The organism is Bacteroides sp. Marseille-P3684 (assembly GCF_900291465.1).
In the GTDB taxonomy this organism is placed as follows: domain Bacteria; phylum Bacteroidota; class Bacteroidia; order Bacteroidales; family Bacteroidaceae; genus Phocaeicola_A.
In genome coordinates, this window is sequence record NZ_LT985808.1 from 2,405,024 (window position 1) to 2,429,398 (window position 24,375).

16 protein-coding genes are annotated in these 24,375 nt (G+C 52.5%); 7 read left to right on the forward strand and 9 right to left on the reverse strand.

The features are described from left to right. Positions 1-82 precede the first annotated feature (82 nt). From C8275_RS09465 to C8275_RS09485, 5 genes are all read right to left on the reverse strand, one after another. Positions 83-1,390 (reverse strand): acetyl-CoA hydrolase/transferase family protein, encoded by a 1,308-nt coding sequence (locus C8275_RS09465; RefSeq protein WP_106484947.1) that lies wholly within the window; start codon positions 1,388-1,390, stop codon positions 83-85. A gap of 9 nt (positions 1,391-1,399) precedes the next feature. After that, positions 1,400-2,707 carry a pyridoxal phosphate-dependent aminotransferase gene (locus C8275_RS09470; protein ID WP_106484948.1) on the reverse strand — a complete coding sequence of 436 codons (1,308 nt, stop codon included), beginning with the start codon at positions 2,705-2,707 and terminating at the stop codon, positions 1,400-1,402. 8 nt (positions 2,708-2,715) lie between these two features. Further along, the gene (locus C8275_RS09475; RefSeq protein WP_106484949.1) at positions 2,716-3,309 is read right to left on the reverse strand and encodes an indolepyruvate oxidoreductase subunit beta; all 594 of its coding nucleotides are present in this window, start codon (positions 3,307-3,309) and stop codon (positions 2,716-2,718) included. 11 nt (positions 3,310-3,320) lie between these two features. Next, positions 3,321-4,919: a thiamine pyrophosphate-dependent enzyme gene (locus tag C8275_RS09480; protein ID WP_106625790.1), complete on the reverse strand. Its 1,599-nt coding sequence runs from the start codon at positions 4,917-4,919 to the stop codon at positions 3,321-3,323. 198 nt (positions 4,920-5,117) lie between these two features. After that, entirely contained in the window at positions 5,118-5,369 is a 252-nt protein-coding gene (locus tag C8275_RS09485) for a hypothetical protein (RefSeq protein WP_106484950.1), read from the reverse strand. A 95-nt stretch (positions 5,370-5,464) separates the two neighbouring features. Here C8275_RS09485 and C8275_RS09490 point away from each other — a divergent pair, with 95 nt between their 5' ends. After that, entirely contained in the window at positions 5,465-7,192 is a 1,728-nt protein-coding gene (locus C8275_RS09490; protein ID WP_106484951.1) for a glycoside hydrolase family 10 protein, read from the forward strand. On the opposite strand, the gene C8275_RS09495 is transcribed toward C8275_RS09490, so the two are convergent. Continuing rightward, on the reverse strand, positions 7,175-8,386 hold the full coding sequence (locus C8275_RS09495) for a hypothetical protein (RefSeq protein ID WP_106484952.1): 1,212 nt from the start codon (positions 8,384-8,386) through the stop codon (positions 7,175-7,177). The genes C8275_RS09490 and C8275_RS09495 overlap by 18 nt on opposite strands. Before the next feature lie 827 nt (positions 8,387-9,213). On the opposite strand from C8275_RS09495, the gene C8275_RS09505 reads away from it, so the two are divergent. The 6 genes from C8275_RS09505 (at position 9,214) to C8275_RS09530 (ending at position 20,701) form a co-directional block, all read left to right on the forward strand. Continuing rightward, entirely contained in the window at positions 9,214-10,398 is a 1,185-nt protein-coding gene (locus C8275_RS09505) for an ATP-binding protein (RefSeq protein ID WP_106484954.1), read from the forward strand. Between the two features lie 57 nt (positions 10,399-10,455). Next, on the forward strand, positions 10,456-14,001 hold the full coding sequence (gene nifJ, locus C8275_RS09510; RefSeq protein WP_106484955.1) for a pyruvate:ferredoxin (flavodoxin) oxidoreductase: 3,546 nt from the start codon (positions 10,456-10,458) through the stop codon (positions 13,999-14,001). Between the two features lie 90 nt (positions 14,002-14,091). Next, the gene (locus tag C8275_RS09515) at positions 14,092-14,832 is read left to right on the forward strand and encodes a hypothetical protein (RefSeq protein ID WP_234395737.1); all 741 of its coding nucleotides are present in this window, start codon (positions 14,092-14,094) and stop codon (positions 14,830-14,832) included. 186 nt (positions 14,833-15,018) lie between these two features. Continuing rightward, positions 15,019-17,085: a putative porin gene (locus tag C8275_RS09520; protein ID WP_106484956.1), complete on the forward strand. Its 2,067-nt coding sequence runs from the start codon at positions 15,019-15,021 to the stop codon at positions 17,083-17,085. Between the two features lie 18 nt (positions 17,086-17,103). After that, positions 17,104-17,931, forward strand: a complete 828-nt coding sequence (locus C8275_RS09525) for a transporter substrate-binding domain-containing protein (RefSeq protein ID WP_106484957.1) — start codon at positions 17,104-17,106, stop codon at positions 17,929-17,931. A 124-nt stretch (positions 17,932-18,055) separates the two neighbouring features. After that, a complete protein-coding gene (locus C8275_RS09530; RefSeq protein ID WP_106484958.1) occupies positions 18,056-20,701 on the forward strand; it encodes a transglutaminase domain-containing protein in 2,646 nt (881 codons plus the stop codon). A 350-nt stretch (positions 20,702-21,051) separates the two neighbouring features. Here C8275_RS09530 and C8275_RS09535 read toward each other — a convergent pair whose 3' ends face one another. The 3 genes from C8275_RS09535 to C8275_RS09545 form a co-directional block, all read right to left on the reverse strand. Then, positions 21,052-21,453 (reverse strand): DUF1573 domain-containing protein, encoded by a 402-nt coding sequence (locus C8275_RS09535; protein ID WP_022384560.1) that lies wholly within the window; start codon positions 21,451-21,453, stop codon positions 21,052-21,054. Between the two features lie 36 nt (positions 21,454-21,489). Beyond that, on the reverse strand, positions 21,490-22,029 hold the full coding sequence (locus C8275_RS09540; RefSeq protein ID WP_106484959.1) for a nitroreductase family protein: 540 nt from the start codon (positions 22,027-22,029) through the stop codon (positions 21,490-21,492). Between the two features lie 98 nt (positions 22,030-22,127). Next, positions 22,128-24,344, reverse strand: a complete 2,217-nt coding sequence (locus C8275_RS09545) for a bifunctional (p)ppGpp synthetase/guanosine-3',5'-bis(diphosphate) 3'-pyrophosphohydrolase (protein ID WP_106484960.1) — start codon at positions 24,342-24,344, stop codon at positions 22,128-22,130. Between the last annotated feature and the right edge of the window lie 31 nt (positions 24,345-24,375).

Genomic DNA, 24,375 nt, shown 5'->3' on the forward strand with positions numbered 1-24,375 from the left:
CCAAGAGAGCAGAAGCGGGTCGCCGGAAGGAAACATTCTCCTCCAGCAGACCCGCTTCTGGCTCATTTGACAGACTGCGTGATTATTTCAGGCGTAGGAAACTATAGCCGAATCGCTCACAGGCAGCCCGTTCCAATTCTTCGCGTGCCGAGGGCTCGGCAATATCAATCAGGGCCCGTGCCCGCTGTGCCAGGTCTTTTCCCTTAAGGAACGCCACGCCGTATTCAGTCACGATGTATTGAGCCTGTGCCCGTGTCGTCACGACCCCGGCTCCCGGCGTCAGAACCGGCTGAATCTTCGAACGTCCCTTATTCGAGGCAGCCGTCATGGCGATGAAGGTCTTGCCACCCTCTGAAAGCCATCCTCCGTACATGAAGTCATGCTGACCGCCCACACCGGAGAACATACGTGTACCGATGGAATCCGCACAAATCTGTCCCGTCAGGTCAACCTCAATCGCAGAATTGATAGCCATGACTTTGGGATTCTGGCGAATGATGAACGGATCGTTGGTCCATGCCACATCCTTGATGACAATGTCCGGATTGTAATCCATATAATCATACAGACGTTGTGAGCCCAAAGCCAGACACGCTACACTCTTGCCGGGCATGATGACTTTCTTGGAGTTATTGATGACACCGCTTTTCAACAAGGGGACTACCCCATCAGTCATTGCCTCCGTATGCAATCCCAAGTCCTTATGGTCATGCAACGCGTCGAGTACTGCATTCGGGATACCTCCTACCCCAATTTGCAGCGTCGCACCATCGGGGATAAGTTCAGCAATGTAACGTCCGATTTTTTGCTCTTTCTCATTCGGTTGCGCAATGGGGAGTGTCACCAACGGGTCATCGACTTCCACGCACGCATCCAACTTGGAGATATGTATCACCGGATCTCCATAAGAAAACGGCATTTGCTTGTTCACTTGCGCAATCAGTATCTTGGAGCACTCCACAGCCGACACGGCCAGGTCTGCTGATATGCCAAAGCTGCAGTAACCTTCATCATTGGGTGGGGATACATTGAGCAAAGACACATCCAACGGAATGATTCCTTCGCGGAAGAAACCCGGAATCTGTCCCAGGAAGCCCGGTATCGCCTGCGCCTCACCGCGGGCAACGGCATTTCGCAGACAGTTTGCAATGAACAGGCTACGAGGAATAAACGCATCTCTCAGCTCATGCACGGCATACGGGGCATCCCGTCGTCCGACGGCAAAAGCCGAGTACATTTCCACGCCTTCCAGCTCGTGCCCACGTGCCGTCAGTGCATCCAAGAGGACCTCCGGGATGGAAGTACTGCCCTGAATATAGACTCTGTCATGCGACTTGATCAGTTTCACCGCTTCTTCGGCGGTCATATAATTCGCTTTTATCGCTGCCATAAGAGTTTGCTATTTTTCCATTCGGTTAAAGATTTCCAATCGTTCGTCCAGCAATGCGTAGTGTGCTTCCTTCACCATCGATGTGCAGACCCGTATGCCTTGTTGCTCACTTCCCGTCGTCCGCAGAGAAATAGCCGACACGCCGTAATACAACAGTCGGTCCAGCAACTCATCGCCGGTATATCCTTTGCGCCCGATTGTGAAGAAGAAGCCATCGCTGACCGGTTCATCCAGATCCTTGTCATACACGATGTGGAAGCCATGGCGCAAGAATATTTCTTTCAGGCGGGCAGCCCGACGGGCATATTCACGCGTCTCTTCCACAAAGTCCAGCGTTCCGTCACACGCAGCCTTATACATGGCTGCCAATGCATACTGCACCGAATGTGTCACACCTGAAGACAAGGTATAGACTACCACAAAGACAAAGAAACGCCCCAGTGTGTCAATGCCGAACTCTTCTTTCAACTTCGGATAAACCCGGTTATACAGTTCGTCAGAAATCGCCACCGTAGCAATCCGTTCTCCGGCATAACTGAATATCTTGGAAGCCGAAAGCATCAGCATGTAGTTTTTGGTGTACCGCGCCACAGTTGCCTGATAAGGCGGCTCAAAGGGGTGTCCCAGCTCTTTCCGGAAGTCCATGCCCAGGTAAGCGAGGTCTTCAATGACAATGGCATCATACTTTGTCGCCAGTTCACCGACATAGCGCAATTCTTCTTCCGTCAGGCAAACCCAGGAAGGATTGTTCGGGTTGGAATAGACAATGCCTGCAATGTGACCTTTTGCCAGAATGCTCTCCAGCTTATCACGCAAGCGCTCTCCCCGACAGTCGTATACATCAAATGCTTCCCGTTTATACCCCAGCACTTTTGCCTGCAAAGGTTGTACGGAGAAACCGGGATTGATAAACAATATCGTGTCTTTTTCCGGCGACAGGTGCGTACATACAATGAAAGAAGCAAACGTACCCATCATGGAACCCACCGTCGGGATACATCCTTCCGGTTTGACATCAATATCCAGAAAGGCTTTCACAAAACGCGAAGCCTGCTCTTTCAGTGGAGTGATACCTGAGATATTCGGATAAGACGAAGCTACTCCGTTATCCAAAGCTTCCTTCTGTGCTTCTATGCCGAAGCGGCTTGCCGGCAAACCGGGAGACCCCATTTCGAGATGAATGAACTTCTCACCGGTACGTCGCTCCAACTCTTCGGACAGAGCGACTGTCTGGCGGATTGTGGCATCCCCCACTTTGGATATGCGCATACGCTGCAGCACATCCTCCACCACGTCACGTTGAAACGGTATTCCCATAGCTGCTCCTATTTAGTTTGACCGATTGATGCATGAGCATGCTCCAACCCCGCACGGAAAGCTTTGAGATTCATCTCTACGATGTCTTCTCCCTTCCGTCCGAAGATACGACGTATACCTTCTTCTATCTTGTCCACATCAATGCCGATGAACGGTGAAGCGGCACCCAGCAGGACAATATTGGCAGCCCGCGGAGATGCTACCTGTTTGGCAATGGCATCCACGTCAATGGCAACGGCATGTTTCAATCCCTGAATGGCGTCCATCAGCTTCCTTTCTTCCGGGTAGTTGGAAATATTGATGAAAGGAACCGTATTGGTAATCAACCAACCGTCTTTGCGCAAATAAGGCAGATAACGAAGAGCTTCCATCGGTTCCAGAGAGATGATAATATCAGCTTTTCCCAGTGGAATCAAGTCAGAAGCAATGGGTTCGGAACTGATGCGGAGATTGGATTGCACATCACCTCCACGCTGGCTCATACCGTGTACTTCGGCCTGCTTGATATAAAGTCCTTCATTGATGGCTGCCGAACCTATGATAGTAGCGATGGAGAGGATACCTTGTCCTCCCACACCGGAAAGTATGATATCTGTACGCATGATGTTGGGGATTATTGCTTTTTTTGTTTACTATGGCGGCGAGCCGTCTGAATACACTCTCTACGCGGGATGATGACGCTCACTCCACGATACTCTATTTCTTCCCGGATGATATTCTTCATCTCCTCCATGTTTTTCGGAAGGGGTACAACCACCCGGATATGTTCCGGAGCCACACCGATACCTTGACAAATCTGTTCCAGACGTCCCGTTCCGGCAGAATCCTGTCCGCCGGTCATACCTGTCGTCAGGTTATCAGAAATGACAATCGTGATGTTGGAGTTCTCATTGACCGCATCCAGCAAACCGGTCATGCCCGAATGGGTGAAGGTTGAGTCGCCGATGACAGCCACTGAAGGGAACTGCCCGGCATCTGCTGCACCTTTCGCCATCGTAATGGAAGCTCCCATGTCAACGACTGAATGAATGGCACGATAAGGAGGCAGGAAACCAAGCGTATAGCAGCCGATATCACTGAATACACGGCTGTTCTCATATTCACGCAACACCTCATTCAAGGCGGCGTACATATCGCGGTGGCCACAACCTTTGCACAGGGCAGGCGGACGGGGGACTACCAGTTCACTGGGCGGATAGACTTCCTCGTCCTTCAGCCCCAGCGCAGCAATGATATTATCCGGTGTCAGTTCACCCGTACGAGATACTTCTCCGGTTAACCGTCCTTTGATGGTCTTACCGTTGTCAAGCACACCACGAATCATCTCTTCTACCACAGGCTGGCCATCTTCCAGTACCAGCAATGTATCGCAGGAGGCAGCCATGCGACGTACCAATGCTACGGGAAGCGGATATTGGGATACCTTCAGAACAGGGAAAGGACAACCGTCCTTAAAATGTTCCATCAGGTAATTATAAGCGATGCCACAGGCAATCACACCCAACGAATGGTCCGAACCATCGGTATATCTGTTATAAATGGAATTCTCCGCGTCGGCGAGGAAGTCAGCCTGTTGCACAATCAATGTTTCGTTACGTTTGCGCGCCACAATGGGCATCAGCACCCAGTCACCCGGGTTGGAAGGAAAACTCATCGGATTCGGTTCACGCACTTCCCCCGTCGTCACCACGGCACGGGAATGAGCCATGCGGGTCACCAGACGCATCAGCACGGGCACTTTATGACGTTCGGAGTAATCAAAGGCATACCCCATCATGTCATAAGCCTCCTGTTGTGAGGAAGGTTCGAAGACCGGAATCATGGCAAACTTTCCATAAAAGCGTGAATCCTGCTCGTTCTGGGAGGAGTGCATGGAGGGGTCATCAGCTGCAACGACAATCAGTCCGCCATTGGTCCCTGTCATGGCAGAGTTTACAAACGCATCTGCGGCCACATTCATGCCTACATGCTTCATGCAGACCATGGCACGTTTTCCCATATAGGACATACCCAACGCAGCTTCCATCGCAGTTTTCTCGTTCGTGGACCACTGACGGTGGATATTCCTCTCGGCAGCCAACGGATGTCCTTGAATAAACTCTGTGATTTCAGTAGAAGGAGTACCCGGATAGGCATAGACTCCGGAAAGCCCGGCATGGATTGCACCCAACGCCACGGCTTCATCTCCTAGAAGAAGGTGTTTATCATTCATAATCTTGTGTTTTTTCATGATGCCACAAATGTAGCTTTTCTTTTCGGAGATTCCAACAAGACGGAGAAAAGCATTAGACATATTTCTATTAAAAATACATAATACTATATCTTTTCGTCCGCCTTATGTATCTTATGCCGCCGCATAAGACTAAAATTTTATCAAAAAGTCATCCTGTCCAGCTATTGACAGCCGATCCTACTCCTCTTTCTTCAGGCGGTTGACCTGCTTCTGTTCTGCCAGTTCCTGCTCCCGCTTCGCAGCCAGCTGCTCTTTCTTCCGCAGCACATATCCCAACAATAATATAATAAGGTAAGAGGCAACCACCGTACACCACTTTTCCAGTTGGCTGATCTCCGTATTTTGGGGAAGGAAATAAATCGCCATGGCAGTCGTGTACACAAACAAAATAAGAGGCAAAACCCGGGATTTCTTATACTTTCTTTTCATTCGCATAGATTTTTATAGTAAAAATGACGGGGCAAAAGTAGCAAATAAAACGTACCTTTGCGCCAATTTAGTTTGAAGATATTATGTCACATTGTATGAAACGTCTTTGCCTATACGCCCTCTCCTCGCTTTTCCCTGCGTTATTGCCGCTACATCCTGTCAAGGCCCAGTCGGAGGTATTCTCGCTGACAGAAGCGTCATGCCGCCCTAAATACGAGACGCGTGCAGTATGGATCACGACGCTTGCGGGACTGGACTGGCCACGCATCAAAGCGACTTCCCCAGCCAGCATGCGACGTCAGCAAGAAGAGTTGTGTCGCCAACTCGACTCCTTGAAGGCTGCCAATTTCAATACCATTCTATTCCAGGTCCGTTCACGCGACAATGCGCTCTACCCTTCCCGGCAGGAGGTTTTTACGGATGTCCTGACCGGGACGCCGGGACAGTCTCCGGGATACGATCCCTTGGAGTTTGCCATTCGTGAATGCCATAAGCGTGGAATGGAACTGCATGCCTGGGTCGTAGCAATCCCTTTGGGAAGTGACCGACAGGCAAAAGAATTGGGCGAACGCTCTTTTGTCAAGAAGCATCCGGAAATGTGCATCCGTTTCCGGAAGAACTGGTATCTGGACCCGGGACATCCGCAGACCAAAGAGCATCTGTCCGGGATTGTGCGGGAGATTGTTACCAACTACGAGGTTGACGGTATCAACCTGGACTATATCCGCTATCCCGATCGTCCCAAAGGCTTTCCCGACCAGCGTTCCTTCCGGAAATACGGTAACGGGAAAAGCCTGAGTCAATGGCGCCGTGACAACATCACGGAGATTGTCCGCAGCATCTATCACACCGTGAAATCCATCAAGCCCTGGGTCAAAGTGGGCAGCTCCCCCATTGGGAAATATGAAGATGTGGCACGCTATTCCTCACGCGGCTGGAATGCTCGCAACGAAGTTTTTCAGGATGCGCAGCAATGGGTAAAGGAAGGCATCCAGGACGTGATGTTCCCCATGGTCTACTTTCGCGAAGATAATTTCTATCCTTTTGTCCTTGACTGGCAGGAAAACGGCAACGGACGTACCGTTGCACCGGGACTGGGCATTTATTTCCTTGACCCGAGCGAAGGCAACTGGCGGTTGCAGGACGTTTTGCAGCAAATCTATTTTACACGCTGCGCACGTGTTCCCGGACAAGCGTATTTCAGGTCCCGTTTTTTGCTGGACAACACCCAAGGACTGTTTGACGAAATCAAGCGGAATATCTATACTCATCCGGCCCTGACTCCTCCCATGAGCTGGCTGGACAGCATTCCGCCTGTCGCCCCGACGGGTCTTCGGACGGAGGTACAGGGAGACAGCCTGATACTCTCCTGGAATGCTTCTACCGACCCGCAGACCGACGGACGTCCGGAGGGTCCTGTACGCTATAATCTATATGGGAGCAAAGAGCGGGAAATAGATATCGAGGATACACGTAACCTGCTTCAGCCCTATATCTATGGCACACGCTATGCCCTGCCTCTCAGGCAGGTGCAAGGACTGCATTTCACAGTCACTGCAGTAGATGCCTACGGAAATGAGAGTATCCTTCCTCCCACCCATCATCCGATAAAGGCCCACTTCCCCTCGAAATTGCCTCCCCTGGAGCTGCCGGCACTCCCCCAGGCCACCCATCTGACGGTTACAGACCTGTATGGAAGAATCATATGGCAGGAGCCTTACACACGGGAACTATCCATCGGACGCTTCGCTCCGGGAGTCTACTATGTGCTGATTCAGGATAAAGCGCAGAAAACCCTGCAAAGACTACAGTTTACCCGATAAAGGAATTGCCCAAAGGGCGGCGCGGTAACAGGTGCCTTCCCCAATGGGAGTCAATGACAAATAACCGGACTCCATACGCCCATCCTTCACGACCGGAGGATGGGCTTTCTCTTGTCGGCGATGGTCTTCCTGCAAATCCGAAGGAGTCTTGAAACAGTCTACTCGGAATATTCCTTCACTTCGGGGAGAAAGCCAGCGGGTATACAACCGATGAGCCACCATCCCCATATTCATCCGCAGGTTTATCTCCACACAAGGGTGAAGGCGATAAAATGGAGCCTGTTCAAAGGCACAAACCATCATATCTACTCCCAAATAGCCGACATAGGATTGTCCTAGCATCGCCGCCAGCCTGACACACAATTCCTGCTGTACCTCTACCAACAGCGCTGCGGGAACATGGCCGGACAGTGCTGCAACAATCCGTGCATCCGACTTCAGAAAGTTTTCTTTATAGGCCCCGTTGGCATCCGTGTTAAATAAGGAATAACCCTGAAAGGATACCTTGCCTGCCCCGTCGGCGTAGAACTCCATGGCAAAATCTGCCACCTTCTGATAGTAGGGTTCCACGACGACAGCTCCTTGCGCGGACAGTATCCGGTTGCACCAGTTTGCCACAGGCTCCTCCAACTTTCCGCTGTCCAGACGACGCAGCCCTTTTCCACTCCCGGACCAGGGAGCCTTCAGTAACTTCCGCGGCGTCGGGCAACCCTCATAGGAAGGTTTCAGCTCTTCATTGATTTCCTCCAACGAACGACAAGCCCGGGAGACTCCACACCTCCCCGGCGCATCTGCCAATTCGGAAAGAAGTTCCACGGCCCGCAAGCGGGAAGCCAGGAACCGACGTTCCTCCAGAAACATGTCCCCAGGCAACAAGGCATCCGCTACTCCCTGTTCCTTCAACCGATGAACCAGCGCACGGTTCCACCCCCAAGGATGTATCTCCCGGCAACGGCCCCATCCGTCCGTCAGACATCCCCACTCTACACGCGGACATACCGGCAGGGTCTGTACCCATTCTTCAATCCTTCCGGTAGAAGGAAGGGCCACAAACGAATCGGCGTCCGGCACCACCCATGCCGGTAGCCAGAACAGGTCATTTGCCATTTTCAAGGCTGATGCCGGAGCCTGATAGTAGGCGCTGTTGTTGCCCAACGCCATATCATGGTCCGGATTGAACAGATAAAGATTCATCTTCTTACAGGTTTCATGATTGCAAAGGCAAATATACGCAAAGAATACAGACTCTCCGGTTTCGACAAAATCAAAAAGAAATCATTCCAGCCCGTTTGCTTGACAGAATTGCCTAAATCGCCTCTTCCCGCTAACCGGCATTTGTCGATATCGACACCAACCAGCGTTCAACCGCTAAACAAACTTAACAGATATGCCTGTAAAGACGTATTATTTTAGAAAACTAAACATTTTATTCTCGAAAAACAGACAAAACGTGCCCGGAACAATATTGTTTCGCGAGCCAAACAATATTGTTTACCGCGTCAAACACATTAGTTTCATGCCCCAAACACTATTGTTTCGTGCCCGAAAGTCAAATCTTTGGAAAATAGAGATGAAGAATCGTGAGTTTCACTCTCTGGAAGGAGTGCGGAGTCAACAAATCGGAAGGTATCATAAAGCATCATGTCTCAGGCATAAAGTATCCCAAATAGAGATTTGCAGGGTAGTATTCCTCCAGGATGAAAGCATTAGAGCATAACCAATGGAAATGTGTATTTTGCGAATCGCCTGAGATGGCCTGTTTTGGGCACCGAATCGTCCTTTGCGCCGAGAATTGCCATTCTGGAGGCTTTCATTTGACATTCTGACACTTTATCCGGATACACCAGTTTGCCCTGATTCGGGAATCCGGGAAGTCCGCTCCATCCTCTGTTTCGGCAGGCTCTCTAACGTACGAAAGCCTATCGGAAGCATTCGCAGTTTCACAGATTTTTTTTTGCAATCTCCACTTTGCAATTCTTGAAATATGTATTACCTTTGCAACAAACTAATTAAGCAAGGGAATGGAAGCCTTTTACCAAACGCATGCCTACTTGGTGGAACATACAAATGCCCCGGTTCGTCGCACTCTCATGGATGAGATTAACTGGAACGATCGCCTCATTGGCATCAAAGGCACGCGCGGCGTAGGCAAGACAACCTTCCTCCTGCAATATGCCAAAGAATATTTCGGGAGTGACCGTTCATGTTTGTACGTCAACATGAACAATTTCTATTTTCAAGGTGCAAGTCTTGTTCAGTTTGCCGGAGATTTTTATCGAAATGGAGGCAAGGTGCTGTTGATCGACCAAGTATTCAAGCAGCCGGGATGGAGTGAAGAGTTGCGTCAGTGCTACGACCTCTATCCGGGATTGAAAATCGTCTTTACGGGTTCGTCCGTAATGAGACTCAAGAGCAAGGAAGAGAATCCGGCACTTGTTGATATTGTCAAATCTTATAACCTGCGAGGTTTTTCCTTCAGGGAGTTCCTCAACCTTCAGACAGGGAATCATTTTCCAGTATATACACTCGATGACATCCTCGCCAATCACGAGCACATAGTAAAAGAGATATTGCCCAAGGTACGTCCACTCAACTATTTCCAAGATTATTTACATCATGGATTCTATCCATTCTTCTTGGAGAAGCGTAACTTCTCGGAGAATTTGTTAAAGACCATGAATATGATGATTGAGGTGGATATCCTTCTCATAAAACAAATTGAGTTAAAATATCTCTCCAAAATCAAGAAATTGCTATATTTGCTCGCTGTAGACGGTCCATCTGTTCCGAATGTCAGCCAACTGGCTGCGGACATACAGACTTCAAGGGCGACAGTCATGAACTACATCAAGTATCTGGCAGATGCACGACTCATCAACATGGTTTATCCGAAGGGAGAATCCTTCCCCAAGAAACCCAGCAAGATCATGATGCACAACACCAATCTGATGTATTCCATCTACCCGGTCAAAGTCGAGGAACAGGATGTACTGGAAACCTTTTTTCTTAATACTATGTATAAAGACCATAAGCTTTATAAAGGCGACAAGGGTACCTCCTTTCTGGTAGATGGCGAGCAACCGTTCCGCATTTGCAACAAAGGATGTAAATTCAAGAATAACCCGAATGTGGTATATGCCATGCATCACACGGAGGTGGGGCATGACAATCAGATTCCGCTTTGGCTCTTTGGGTTCGTATACTAGCAACCACTGAAAAACAAGATAATTAAACTGAGATTTTTTACTAATAATTTAACTGTTATGACTAAACAAAAGAAATTTATCACCTGTGATGGTAATGAGGCTGCTGCACATATCTCGTATATGTTCACAGAAGTAGCAGCTATCTACCCCATCACTCCGTCGTCTACCATGGCTGAGCACGTGGACGAATGGGCTGCGGCTGGTCGTAAGAACATCTTCGGCGAGACAGTCTTAGTGGAAGAGATGCAGTCAGAAGCCGGTGCAGCTGGAGCCGTTCACGGTTCTCTGCAAGCCGGTGCCTTGACTACCACTTACACGGCGTCACAAGGTCTCTTGCTGATGATTCCTAATATGTATAAGATCTCTGGTGAGTTCTTGCCTTGTGTCTTCCACGTTTCAGCCCGTACGCTGGCTTCTCACGCACTCTGTATCTTCGGTGACCACCAGGACGTGATGTCTTGCCGTCAGACCGGATTTGCCATGTTGTGCGAAGGCTCCGTACAGGAAGTGATGGACCTCGCAGGTGTAGCTCACCTGGCTTCTATCAAGACCCGTGTTCCGTTCCTGAATTTCTTCGACGGTTTCCGTACTTCTCACGAAATCCAGAAGATTGAAAGACTGGACAACGAAGACCTCGCTCCGCTGATTGACCAGCAGGCGTTGGCTGAGTTCCGCAACCGCAAGTTGACTCCGAACAAGCCGGTAGCACGCGGTATGGCTGAGAACCCCGACCACTTCTTCCAGCACAGAGAAGCCGGCAACACCTTCTACGAGAGCGTTCCTGAAGTAGTTGAAAGCTACATGGACGAAATCTACAAGATTACCGGCCGTCGTTATCACTTGTTCGACTACTACGGTGCTGAAGATGCTGAACGCGTCATCATCCTGATGGGTTCCGCTACCGAAGCAACCCGTGAGGCTATCGACCACTTGGTTGCCAACGGTGAGAAAGTCGGTATGGTGTCTGTTCACCTCTATCGTCCGTTCTCAGCCAAACACTTCCTGGCTGCCGTTCCCAAGACTGCAAAACGCATTGCCGTACTCGATCGTACGAAGGAACCGGGTGCCATCGGCGAACCTCTTTACCTGGACGTAAAAGAGTGCTTCTACGGTCAAGAGAATGCCCCCGTTATCGTAGGCGGACGCTATGGTCTGGGTTCCAAGGATACTACTCCTGCTCAGATTCTGTCTGTATATGAGAACCTGGCATTGCCGATGCCGAAAGACCACTTCACCATTGGTATCGTTGACGATGTAACCTTCACTTCTCTGCCTCAGAAAGAGGAAATCGCTTTGGGTGGCGAAGGCATGTTCGAAGCCAAGTTCTACGGCTTGGGTGCTGACGGTACTGTAGGTGCCAACAAGAACTCTGTAAAGATTATCGGCGACAACACCGATAAATACTGCCAGGCATACTTCTCTTACGACTCCAAGAAGTCGGGTGGTTTCACTTGCTCTCACTTGCGTTTCGGTAACCACCCCATCCGCTCTACCTATTTGGTGAACACTCCGAACTTCGTGGCTTGCCACGTACAGGCTTACCTGCACATGTACGATGTGACCCGCGGTCTGCGCAAGAACGGTACGTTCCTGTTGAACACCATCTGGGAAGGCGAAGAGTTGGCAAAGAACCTGCCGACCCGCGTGAAGAAGTACTTCGCAAAGAACAACATCACCGTTTACTATATCAACGCTACCCAGATTGCTCAGGAAATCGGTTTGGGTAACCGTACAAACACCATCCTCCAGTCTGCATTCTTCCGCATCACACAGGTAATCCCTGTTGACCTGGCTGTAGAACAGATGAAGAAGTTCATCGTGAAGTCTTACGGCAAGAAGGGTGAAGACGTGGTTAACAAGAACTATGCTGCCGTTGACCGTGGTGGTGAATACAAGCAGTTGACTGTTGACCCGGCATGGGCTAACCTTCCCGACGATGCCAAGGTTGAGAACAACGACCCGGCATTCATCAACGAAGTGGTTCGTCCGATCAACGCACAGGATGGCGACCTGCTGCCCGTTTCCGCATTCAAGGGCATCGAGGACGGTACCTGGCATCAGGGAACAGCCAAATACGAAAAACGTGGTGTGGCTGCCTTCGTTCCTGAATGGAATCCTGAGAACTGTATCCAGTGTAACAAGTGTGCTTATGTTTGTCCTCACGCTTCCATCCGTCCGTTCGTTCTCGACGCTGACGAGCAGAAGGGTGCAAGCTTCCCGATGCTGAAGGCTGTCGGCAAGCAATTCGACGGCATGACCTTCCGTATCCAGGTTGACGTACTCGACTGTCTGGGTTGCGGTAACTGTGCCGACGTTTGTCCGGGCAACCCGAAGAAGGGCGGCAAGGCTTTGACCATGAAGCACCTCGAAAGCCAATTGGATCAGGCTGCCAACTGGACTTACTGCGCCGACAATGTGAAGAGCAAACAACACTTGGTAGACATCAAGGCAAACGTGAAGAACTCTCAGTTCGCTACTCCGTTGTTTGAGTTCTCAGGTGCTTGCTCCGGCTGTGGTGAGACTCCGTATGTGAAGTTGATTTCCCAGCTCTTCGGTGACCGCGAAATGGTTGCCAACGCAACAGGATGTTCTTCCATCTACTCCGGTTCTGTTCCTTCTACCCCGTATACAACCAACGAGAAGGGTCAGGGTCCTGCATGGGCAAACTCTCTGTTCGAGGACTTCTGCGAATTCGGTTTGGGTATGGAGCTTGCCAACAAGAAGCTCCGCGGCCGTCTGGTAGAAGCCATGCAAGCTGCTATCGCTGCTGAAGGCACTCCGGCTGAATACAAAGAGGCTTTCCAAGAGTGGCTCGACGGTAAGGATGATGCCGACAAGAGCAAGGCTGCTGCTGCCAAGATTGTTCCGATGGTAGAAGCTGCCAAGGATAAATGTGAATTCTGCAAGACCATTGCCGAGTTCCAGGATTACCTCATCAAGCGCAGCCAGTGGATTATCGGTGGTGACGGTGCTTCTTACGATATCGGTTACGGAGGTCTCGACCACGTCATCGCATCCGGCGAAGATGTCAACATCCTCGTACTTGATACGGAGGTTTACTCCAACACCGGTGGCCAGGCTTCGAAAGCAACTCCGCTCGGCGCCATCGCCAAGTTTGCTGCTTCCGGTAAGCGTGTTCGCAAGAAAGACCTTGGTCTGATTGCTACTACTTACGGCTATGTTTACGTGGCTCAAATCGCTATGGGTGCCGACCAGGCTCAGACCCTGAAAGCAATCCGCGAGGCAGAAGCATACCACGGACCTTCGTTGGTTATCGCTTACGCTCCGTGTATCAACCACGGTTTGAAGGCCGGTATGGGTAAGTCGCAAGCTGAAGAGGCTAAAGCCGTTGAATGCGGTTACTGGCACTTGTGGCGCTTCAACCCCGAATTGGAAGCCGAAGGCAAGAATCCGTTCTCACTCGACTCCAAAGAGCCGAACTGGGATGCTTTCCAAGACTACCTGAAGGGTGAGGTTCGTTTCGCTTCTGTCATGAAGCAATATCCGCAAGAAGCTGCTGACTTGTTCGCCGCTTGCGAAGACATGGCAAAGAAACGCTATGCTTCCTACAAGCGTATGGCTGAAATGAATTGGGGCGAATAATCCCAATCTGCATAATCTGAATGAAGGGGTGTGTCGATAACCGATGCACCCCTTTTTTATACCCCGACACAAACCAATCGACTTTAGTATATGATACGGAAAATCCTCCGGATTGCAGGCTTCGTACTGCTGCTCGTGGCAGGAGGTTGCTGTCTCAATTCGGTCCTTCACATCGACAACTATCCGGGAAAAATCTGGCTGCACCGTTGCAATTCGGTAGAGAAATACAGGGAGAAACATCCGCGTTATCCGAACGTGGAAATCGATCTCGTGTTCCGGGACAACCAGCGCTTTGACGTGACACACGACATCGACACCACATTCGGGCTGACACTCGACTCCATCCTTGCAGAAAGCCTTCGCAGGGGAGGCGGGAACTTCTGGCTGGACATCAAGAACCTGGATGCAACCAACAGCCGCCAGGTCCTGTCGGAAATGGAAAGACTCTGCACGACCTACAACGTCTCCCCCAAACAATTTATCCTGGAAAGTCCCGACTGGCGTTCACTCAGCCTTTTTACCCGACGGGGATACTACACCTCCTGCTACGTTCCCTACGACAAGCCTTCCGACCTAGAACGTGCTGAAGTAAAACAATGCATCATGGAACTGCGCAAGGTGGCCGACAGTCATGCCGTCCGTGCCTTGTCCTTCCCGGGGTGGTGGTATCCGGTCCTCAAGAAGTACCTGCACCGCCCGATAGACCTGCTGACGTGGAAGCACCGCACCACGCAATTCGAGTTCTTCCTCACTCCCATCGGCTGGAAAATGCTGAACGACCCTCAACTGAAAGTCATCTTAATCAAGGATAAAGGGAAGTTTCATCGGTAAAGTCACCCGCTCCTCGCCATCCGGCAGACGAATCCAAAGATTGGACACAATCCTACCCTCCTTAAGCCCGAAGAGTTTGACTGACACGGGATAAGGAGTGTTTTGGGTTAAATACTCCAAAACGGCAGGAATCTTCACTACCGCCTCGTTGCTATCCTACTTTTTTAGTTAACTTTGCAGCCGATTATGAAAAGAATACTCTTTATATTAGCCCTGTTGGCAGGCATGTTCGGAAATGACCTGGCTGCACAAAACTATAACCAACTGTATGAACAGACACCGGACGGTCCGCGCTATATCAACGAGAACGGAGACCGCCAGCACGAAGACACGACAACGGTCGACTCGAAAACAGTACCCATCGGACTCAAGATGTGGACCATCGACCCCCGCTTCGGCAACACGACGGAGGTAGAGGTTGACACACTGATGCACCAGTTCCAGAACGTGCAGTTCACCGACGGACTGAACGGTGAGTACAACTACCTGGGAAACATCGGCTCGCCCAGACTCTCGCGCATCTTCTTTCATCGGCAGGAGGCTTCCCAGTTCGTCTTCACCGACCCGTACGATTACTTCATCGTGCCGGTGGACCAGTTCCGCTTCCTCAACACCAAGTCTCCCTTCGCCAACCTTTCCTACTTCTCGGGAGGTAACCAGCAGAACGGTGAAGACCGCTTCACGGCTTACTTTGGTGTAAACGCCAACCGGAAGCTGAACTTCGGCTTCCGCTTTGACTATGTATACGGGCGGGGCATGTACAACAACCAGGCAACCTCACTGTTCAACGGGACGCTCTTCTCGTCCTACCAGGGAGACAAGTACGACTACCACTTCCTCTTCAGCAAGAACCACATGAAGATGGCAGAGAATGGCGGTATTGCCGACGATACATACATCACCAATCCGGAAGACCTCCCCAACTCCAGCTCCTACACACCGTCGGACATCCCGACCAACCTGGAGCAGACCTGGAACCGCAACGACAACTTCCACGTCTATTTCAACCACCGCTACAACCTGGGATTCTATGAAGCTCCGGAGGATACGTCTCAGCACTACGACAACTTCATCCCGGTGACCAGCTTCATCCATACCCTCCAATACAGCAACTACGAACGGCAGTTCATCGCTTACAACACACCTGCCGACTACTATGCCAACGACTTCTTCGGCAGTGAGTACCAGCGTGACGTCACCCGCCACACCTCCTTGAAGAATACGTTCGCCATCGCCCTGCGCGAAGGCTTCAACAAGTGGGCAAAAGCCGGACTGACCGCTTTCGTCAACTACGAGATGCGCAACTATCACCTGGTCGACACCCTCACTGCAGCTACCGACCGTTACGACCGGAAATATACCGAGAACATCCTGAGTGTCGGTGGTGAACTGCTGAAAGAGCAGGGCAAGACGCTGCACTACCGCGTCTACGGAGAGACCGCCCTGACGGGAGAAGACATCGGTACGTTCAACCTGACAGGACATGCCGACCTGAACTTCCGCCTGTTCAAGGACACCATCCAGCTGGCAGCCATGGCGTACACCCGCCGCATCAATCCGTCGTTCTACTACCGCCACTACCACTCGCGCCACTTGTGGTGGGACAACGACCTGAGCAAGGAGTTGCGTACACGCATCCAGGGCGAGCTCCGCTCCAAGAAGGCAGACATCCTGCTCAGTGTCGGAGTGGAAAACATCAGCAACTATACGTACTTCGACAACGCTGCCGAAGGTTATGACAACAACGGGACAACCGCCTACCGGCACAACGTACGCGTCAGCCAGTGTGGCGACAACATACAGGTGCTGACCGCTTCGCTGAAGAAAGACCTGGCACTGGGCATCTTCCATTGGGACAATGAAATCACCTATCAGAAGAGCAGCAATCAGGATGTATTGCCCCTGCCCGACCTGTCGCTCTACAGCAACCTCTACCTGAAGTTCAAGCTTGCCAAGAAAGTACTGTCCGTAGAGCTGGGAGCCGACGTCCGCTACTTCACGAAGTATTACGCTCCGGACTATGCACCTGCCATCGGACAGTTCTACCTGCAAAACCCGAACGACCGCATCGAAATCGGCAACTACCCCATCGTGAATGCCTACGTCAACCTCCACTTGAAACACACACGCATCTATGCCATGATGTATCACGTGTCGGAAGGCATGGGCAAGTCGAACTACTTCCTGGCACCGCACTACCCGCTCAACCCGATGTGGTTCAAGTTCGGTCTTTCGTGGAACTTCTTCAACTAACCAGCCTGCCGCCATGCCATGAAGAAGAAATTCCTGACACCGTGTTTCATTGCCGGAGGCGTCCTGGCACTGGCTGTCGCCTTTCTCTGGCCGGCGGCACCTGCGGCTGATTCCGGCAGCCCCCGCTCCTATGAAGACATCATCCGTTCGGGTGTCCTGCGTGCCACGACGGAATACAACTCCATCGGCTACTTCGTGGAGGACGACACGCTTACCGGATTCCATTACGAACTGCTCCAGGCTTTCGCACGTGCCAAAGGGCTGAAGGCGGACATCAAGCCGGAGATGGAGCTGGAAACACAGATGGAGGGCATCAACCACGGCACCTTCGACCTGATTGCCGGGAGCCTGCTCATCACCAGCGAACAGAAAGACTCGCTCCTGCTCTTCACGGTCCCCATCCTGCGCAACAAGCAGGTCCTGGTACAGCGCAAGCCTCAGTCGGAAGACGACAGCCTCTACATCCACACCCAGCTGGACCTGGGCGGTAAGACTGTCTACGTACCGGAAGGTTCACCCGTCCAATACCGCATCCGGAATCTTGCCATGGAGATTGCCGACACCATCCGTATCGAGGAAGTACCCAAGTACGGCAGCGAGCAGCTGCTCGCCCTGGTGGCACACGGAGACATCGACTATGCCATCTGTGAAGAGAGCATCGCCCGCAAGCTCATCGGCCAGTTCCCTCAACTGGACATCGACACAGCCATCAGCTTCAACCAGTTCTACGGGTGGGGCGTCAGCAAGGAGTCACAAGCCCTGCGCGACACGCTCAACACCTGGCTGAAAGGGTTCATGAAAACAAAGGCCTTCCAACGACTGGTAAAGAGATATGTAGCCGACTGACGCACCACCCCGTCAACTTGTCCCCTTGTCAACTTGTTTCCTTGTCTACACTTTCTTAACTTTGGCAGCGAAAGCCGGATGGCTTTCACCTTATGTCCTACCATTAAAAAACAACAACAGACTTATGAACCGTATTCCGTATGCGTGGGGAACACTCATCCTCCTGCTGCTGACAGCCTGCCAACAGCACTTCATCAGCGACACCAACGAACGGCAGGAAGCCCGACACTTCTTTGAAGAGAGGCAGAACGCCTTGCAACACACCGACATCTTCCAGGTCTTTTCCGAGACAATGACTGTCCGGGAGCAGGAAGCCATGCAGTTCATGTATGCCTACATGCCACTGGGCGACCTGACCGACTACTCCGGCGACTTCCACCTGCAACAGGTGCGTGCCGCCCTGAAGGCACGGGAAGAAATGCCCTGGGGAAAGGACATCCCCGAACGGGAGTTCCGCCACTTTGTCCTGCCCTATCGCGTCAACAACGAAAACCTCGATTCTGCCCGTACGGTGTTCTACCGAGAGCTGCAACCGCGGCTGCAGCACCTCACACTCCGGGAAGCCGTGCTGGAAATCAACCACTGGTGCCATGAGAAGGTAGCCTATACGCCGTCGGACATGCGCACCAGCGCTCCCTTGGCGAGTGTCCGCACCGCCTATGGACGATGTGGAGAGGAATCCACCTTTGCCGTGGCAGCCTTCCGCGCCATGTGCATTCCTGCCCGTCAGGTCTACACGCCCCGGTGGGCTCACACCGACGACAACCATGCCTGGGTGGAAGTGTGGGTCGACGGACAGTGGCACTTCCTGGGTGCCTGTGAACCGGAACCGGTGCTCGACCTGGCATGGTTCAACGCTCCTGCCAGCCGGGGCATGCTGATGCACACCAAGGTCTTCGGCCACTACTACGGACCGGAGGAGGTCATGGAGATGAATGACAACTATACCGAAATCAATGTCATCAGTAACTATGCCGACACGGCGACTGCGACAGTGACCGTCCGTGACACGGAAGGACAGCCCGTGGAAGGGGCCGTGGTGGAATTCAAGCTCTACAACTATGCGGAGTTCTATACCGTCGCCCGCAAGACGACGGACCGGGAAGGGAAGGTGACACAGACGGCAGGGCTGGGCGACATGCTGGTCTGGGCTTCAGCTGACGGACGCTTCGGCTACCGGAAATGTTCGTTCGGGAAAGACCGGGAACTCGTCCTCACGCTCGACCAGTCCGCCGGACAGCTGCAGACCGACATCGACCTGGACATCGTCCCTCCGGCTGAGAAGCCACGCATCCCGGAAGTCACGCCGGAGCAACGTGCCGAGAACGACCGCCGCTTCGCTTACGAAGACTCCGTCCGCCATGCCTACATCGCTACTTTCCCGACAGAGGAAGACTCCCGGGCATTCGCTGAAGCACACGGACTGGATGCCCGCCTCGTGGTCCCCTTGCTGACCCGGTCGCGCGGCAACTACGCTACCCTCCAGTCTTTCCTTGCCGACGTATCACCGGACGAGGCTTCCACTGCCATCCGTCTGTTGCAGATGCTGTCGGAAAAAGACTTGCGCGATGTGGAACCTGCCGCCCTTGACGAGCACTTCCGTCTGCGCATCAAGGACTCCGACTGCGCACCTGCCATCTACGACCCTTACCTGCTGAACCCGCGCATAGCCAACGAAATGCTGCTGCCCTACAAAGAGGTTATCCGTCAAGCCTTCACGGAGGAAGAAGCCGAAGCCATCCGTCGGCAGCCCTCCCTCCTCGCCGACTGGTGCCGGGAGCACGTGCAACTCCATAACGAATGGAACCCGCAACGCATCCCCCTCTCACCTGCCGGTGTCTGCCGTGCACGGGTAGCCGACGACTATTCGCTGCAAATTTTCTACGTGGCGGCAGCACGCAGCCTGGGTGTCCCGGCACGCATCGACGAGGTGACCGGGAAAGTGCAATATTTCGAAGGGGAACGTCCGGTAGATGTCGACCTGACCGGAGAGAGCCAGGCTACAACCGCCAGCCAAGGCACACTGAAAGCCGCCTACACACCCTCCTCCTGGCTGGACGACCCGAAGTACTACAACCACTTCACCCTCTCCAAGCTGGAAGGCGGCAGCCTGCGTCTGCTGAACTATCCGGAGAACGGTACTTCCTGGAAGAGCCTGCTGAAAGAGGGAACACCGCTCGATGAAGGCACCTATGCACTCGTCACGGGAACACGCATGGCAAACGGCAGCGTGCTGGCACACCTGAAGTTCTTCACTATCCGCCCCGATGAGGAATGTCTCGTCGACCTGACCATGCGCGAGAGTAAGGACGAGGTGCAGGTCATCGGCAATTTCAACTCGGAGAACCTCTACCTGCCTGCACAAGGCGGAGCGGCAGTCTCCCTGCTCTCTACCACCGGACGGGGCTACTACGTAGTCGGGCTGCTGGGCGTCGGTCAGGAACCGACGAACCATGCCCTGCGTGACATCGCTGCCCTGAAAGAGGACTTCGAGAAATGGGGACGCTCCCTGATATTCCTGTGCCCGGATAAGCAGGAATTGAACAAGCTCCGTCTGTCAGACTTCCCGCCACTCCCCTCCACCGTGACCTGGGGAACGGACCCGGATGGGAAGATACGCGCGGAAATCATCCGCGAAATGAAGCTGGATGCGTCCAAGGGTCTGCCCATCTTCCTGGTTGCCGACACCTTCAACCGGGTGGTATTTGTCTCCCAAGGCTACACCATCGGACTGGGTGAACAGCTCATGAAGACGATTCACAAGCTCTGAACAGACCGTCTGCCTGTGCCTGGGTCGGGAAAGCGGCACTTGTACCGTTCCCACCCCAGGGACAGACGCAGACAACCCCCGGCTTAGATGGACCAAAGTATTATACTTAGGCAGGCTAAGTATTATACTTAGGGGGTCTAAGTATAATACTTTGGTCCGTACAAGCCGTACTTATATCTCATCTATCCCGGGCATGTATGACATGCATCCCGGCCCCGTCAAACGACGAAGGCACAGAGAGCCATCGTGTCTACTCACCGATGGACTGCTCTGTGCCTTCGTTTGCTTCTATCGTCCGGCATCTGCAGAACCCTTCATGTCGGTCTGCACCGCCGGAGGTGGGAAGATTGTCAATTGTCCGCAATCATGCTTCCCTTGATTTTCAGACGATGAATCTGTGCCTTTGTGTTGGTACGGATGGTGATGGACTTCTCGAACTCTCCGGCACGACGTCCTTTTCCGTTGTAGGTCACCTTGATTTCACCGCTCTCCCCGGGCTTAATCGGCTCCTTGGGATAGATGGGAGTCGTACAGCCACAGGTAGCGATTGCCTGATGAATGACCAGCAGGCCCTTACCGGTATTGGTAAATTTGAACACACACGTGACGGGTCCGTCGGACTCTTTAAAGGAACCGAAATCGTATGTTGTCTTTTCAAAAGTCATTTCAGGCTTGTTTGCGTCGTTGTTCTGTGCCAGAAGCACGGTGGTCGTTGCGAAGAGCAACACCAGGATGGTCAGTAGTTTTTTCATTTTGTTATGTTGTTTGGTTGGTTAAATTTCAGTCTGTCATTTCGTCTCGTCCGTGTTCACCGGGAAGCGGTCTTCACAGCACAACTGCTCCATCGGCTTGCGACGGGGCTCGGGGCGTTCGGTTTCTGCCGGATAGCCGATGGGGACTATCGCTACGGGATGGGCACCGGAAGGAATCTGGAAAAGTTCCTGCAACATGCTCTTGTCGAAATTGCATACCCAGCAACTGCCCAGTCCCCGATCGGCAGCTGCCAGGCAGATGTGCTCGGTCGCAATGGCGGCATCGATGTCCGCATGGTTCTTGCTGTCGCACGGACGTACCCAGGCTTCCGTCTCTACGGCACATATAATGATGTATAGGGGAGCTTCCGCAAACCATTCGCGCGGATAGCAACGCTGCACCTTGGCGCGTGCCTCTTCACTGCGCACCAGGATGAAGCGCCACGGTTGCTTGTTGACGGCGGAAGGTGCCAGACGGGCACACTCCAGAATGTAGTCAATCTTTTCGGGTTCAACGGGTCGTGTGGCATAGTGTCGCACGGAATGTCTCAGTTGTGTCAGTTGTAGGAAATCCATTTGAGTCTTTGTTTTTTAAGGAAGGCAGCCTGATGCCGCCCGGTTATTTTGCCGTTTAACGGTTGTTCAAATGCTGTTTAAATGCTTCTCGAATGCGGTCAGTTCCGCTTGATTTGCTTCACCCCTTTCACGGTCCGCAACTTGCGGATGAGCGATTCGAGCTTCGAGGTGTCATCGACCATCACCGTCAGGTTGCCCGAGAACAGTCCGTCGTTGGAGCTGATGCCGATGGAACGGAGCTGGATGTCGGGTTCCTTGGAGATAATCGAAGTGATGTTGTTCACGATGCCGATGTCGTCATGTCCGACCACCGTCAGGGTTATGGGATAAAGCTGTCCTTTGCTCTTGCCAGCCCAACGCGCCTTGACGATGCGATAGCCGAAGCGGGAACGCAGCTGCGGTGCATTGGGACAGTCGCAACGGTGTACCTTGATTCCGCCATTGACGGTGATGAAGCCGAAGACCTCGTCGCCGTAAATCGGGTTGCAACATTTTGCCAGGCTGAAGTCTATGCCCTTGAGATTCTGGTCGATGACCAGTACATCGTTGTTCGTGTTGGTATATTCTTCAACCGGAAGCTGGATGTTATAGTTCTCGGCACTGCGCAGGGGGAGTTCGGCAGGCTGCTCATTCTCACGCCGGAGCATGGCGACGTATTTGTCAATAAAGTCATTCACATCGACCGTCTCGTCGGCAATGCTCTGGTAGAAGTCGGTCACTTCCTTGAAGCCCTCCTTCTTGATGAGCCGCATCATCACCGCTTCGTCATAATCCAGCTTGCGGTTCTTGAACTTGCGTTCCAGTGTCTCTTTGGCAAAGGCAGCCTGACGGGAGGCAACCTCCTTGAGCGTCTGCCGTATCTTGGTGCGCGCTTTCGAAGTGGTAACGATGTTGATCCAATCCTGCTTGGGGGTCTGTGTGCTCGACGTAAGAATCTCGACCTGGTCGCCACTCTGAAGCTTATGCCGGATGGGGACGTTGCGTCCGTTCACCTTCGCCCCGATGCACTTGCAGCCCAGGTTTGAATGGATGTGGAACGCAAAATCGAGCACCGTAGCCCCCTTGGGCAACTTGTAGAGGTCTCCCTTGGGCGAGAAGATGAACACCTCGTCTTCATACAGCTCCATCTTGAACTGGTCCATTGCCTGGATGTCGTTGTCGCTGTTCTCCAATGCTTCGCGGATGGAGTTCAGCCACTCGTCGAGTCCTCCTTCCCCCTTGACTCCCTTGTAGCGCCAGTGGGCAGCCAGTCCGCGTTCGGCAATCTCGTCCATCCGCTCCGTACGTATCTGCACTTCGACCCATTTGCCTTCAGGCCCCATCACCGTGATGTGGAGCGATTCATACCCGTTGCTCTTGGGGATGGACAGCCAGTCACGCAGTCGCTTGGGGTTGGGCTGGTACATGTCGGTGACGATGGAGTAAGCCTGCCAACACTCCTGCTTCTCCTTGTCGAGCGGAGAATCCAGGATGATGCGGATGGCAAAGAGATCATAGATGCCCTCAAAAGTCGTATGCTGCTTCTTCATCTTCTGCGCAATGGAGTGGATGGACTTGGTGCGCCCCTTCATGTGGAACTTCAGTCCCGCCTCCTCCAGCTTCTTGCGTATCGGCTCGATGAAGGCAGCTATGTAACGGTCACGTGACGCCTTGGTCTCGTTAAGCTTCTCCTTGATGTGATAGTAGATGTCATGCTGGGTGTACTTCAGTGAGAGGTCTTCCAACTCCGACTTGAGTTTGTAGAGTCCGAGCTTGTGTGCCAGCGGAGCATAGAGGTAAGCGGCCTCGTTTGCCACCTTGACACGCGCCTCGTCGTTGGGTGAGTCCTTGATTTGCCGCATCACGTTGAGACGGTCGGCAATCATAATCAGGATGACGCGGATATCTTCGGCAAAAGAGATAAGCAGGTTGCGGAAGTTCTCCGACTCAATGGTCGGACTCTTGGCATAAAGTTCATTGATGCGTATCAGTCCGCGAATGATGCCTGCCACGTCTTCCCCGAACTCTTCCTGTACCCGTTCGGGCGTGTAAAAGCCCCCACGCACACTCTCATGGAGCATGATGCCCAGGATGGAAGCACGCTGCATGCCGATTTCCTCTGCCACGATGACAGTTGTTTCCATATCCTTGATGATGGGGTTCAGTCCGAAGACATCGCGCCGGAGTGACTGGTTGCGGGCAGCCTCAATCAGGATGCCTTTGAGCTTCTTGCAGTCGTCCTCACGGAGCATGTCGTCAGAGAGCCGAAGAAGCTTCTTATAGAGTAAGCATAGTTTCTTGTGTTCCTCAGGAGTGAAAAAAACGTTTTCTTCCATAGCAATAGAAATTTTGCATGTAAAGGTACTT

Excerpts from the sequence above, each read along its gene's own strand:
- C8275_RS09465 (WP_106484947.1), bottom strand. The coding sequence starts at position 1,390 with ATGGCAGCGATAAAAGCGAATTATATGACCGCCGAAGAAGCGGTGAAA.
- C8275_RS09470 (WP_106484948.1), bottom strand. The coding sequence starts at position 2,707 with ATGGGAATACCGTTTCAACGTGACGTGGTGGAGGATGTGCTGCAGCGT.
- C8275_RS09475 (WP_106484949.1), bottom strand. The coding sequence starts at position 3,309 with ATGCGTACAGATATCATACTTTCCGGTGTGGGAGGACAAGGTATCCTC.
- C8275_RS09480 (WP_106625790.1), bottom strand. The coding sequence starts at position 4,919 with ATGAATGATAAACACCTTCTTCTAGGAGATGAAGCCGTGGCGTTGGGT.
- C8275_RS09485 (WP_106484950.1), bottom strand. The coding sequence starts at position 5,369 with ATGAAAAGAAAGTATAAGAAATCCCGGGTTTTGCCTCTTATTTTGTTT.
- C8275_RS09490 (WP_106484951.1), top strand. The coding sequence starts at position 5,465 with ATGAAACGTCTTTGCCTATACGCCCTCTCCTCGCTTTTCCCTGCGTTA.
- C8275_RS09495 (WP_106484952.1), bottom strand. The coding sequence starts at position 8,386 with ATGAATCTTTATCTGTTCAATCCGGACCATGATATGGCGTTGGGCAAC.
- C8275_RS09505 (WP_106484954.1), top strand. The coding sequence starts at position 9,214 with ATGGAAGCCTTTTACCAAACGCATGCCTACTTGGTGGAACATACAAAT.
- nifJ (WP_106484955.1), top strand. The coding sequence starts at position 10,456 with ATGACTAAACAAAAGAAATTTATCACCTGTGATGGTAATGAGGCTGCT.
- C8275_RS09515 (WP_234395737.1), top strand. The coding sequence starts at position 14,092 with ATGATACGGAAAATCCTCCGGATTGCAGGCTTCGTACTGCTGCTCGTG.
- C8275_RS09520 (WP_106484956.1), top strand. The coding sequence starts at position 15,019 with ATGAAAAGAATACTCTTTATATTAGCCCTGTTGGCAGGCATGTTCGGA.
- C8275_RS09525 (WP_106484957.1), top strand. The coding sequence starts at position 17,104 with ATGAAGAAGAAATTCCTGACACCGTGTTTCATTGCCGGAGGCGTCCTG.
- C8275_RS09530 (WP_106484958.1), top strand. The coding sequence starts at position 18,056 with ATGAACCGTATTCCGTATGCGTGGGGAACACTCATCCTCCTGCTGCTG.
- C8275_RS09535 (WP_022384560.1), bottom strand. The coding sequence starts at position 21,453 with ATGAAAAAACTACTGACCATCCTGGTGTTGCTCTTCGCAACGACCACC.
- C8275_RS09540 (WP_106484959.1), bottom strand. The coding sequence starts at position 22,029 with ATGGATTTCCTACAACTGACACAACTGAGACATTCCGTGCGACACTAT.
- C8275_RS09545 (WP_106484960.1), bottom strand. The coding sequence starts at position 24,344 with ATGGAAGAAAACGTTTTTTTCACTCCTGAGGAACACAAGAAACTATGC.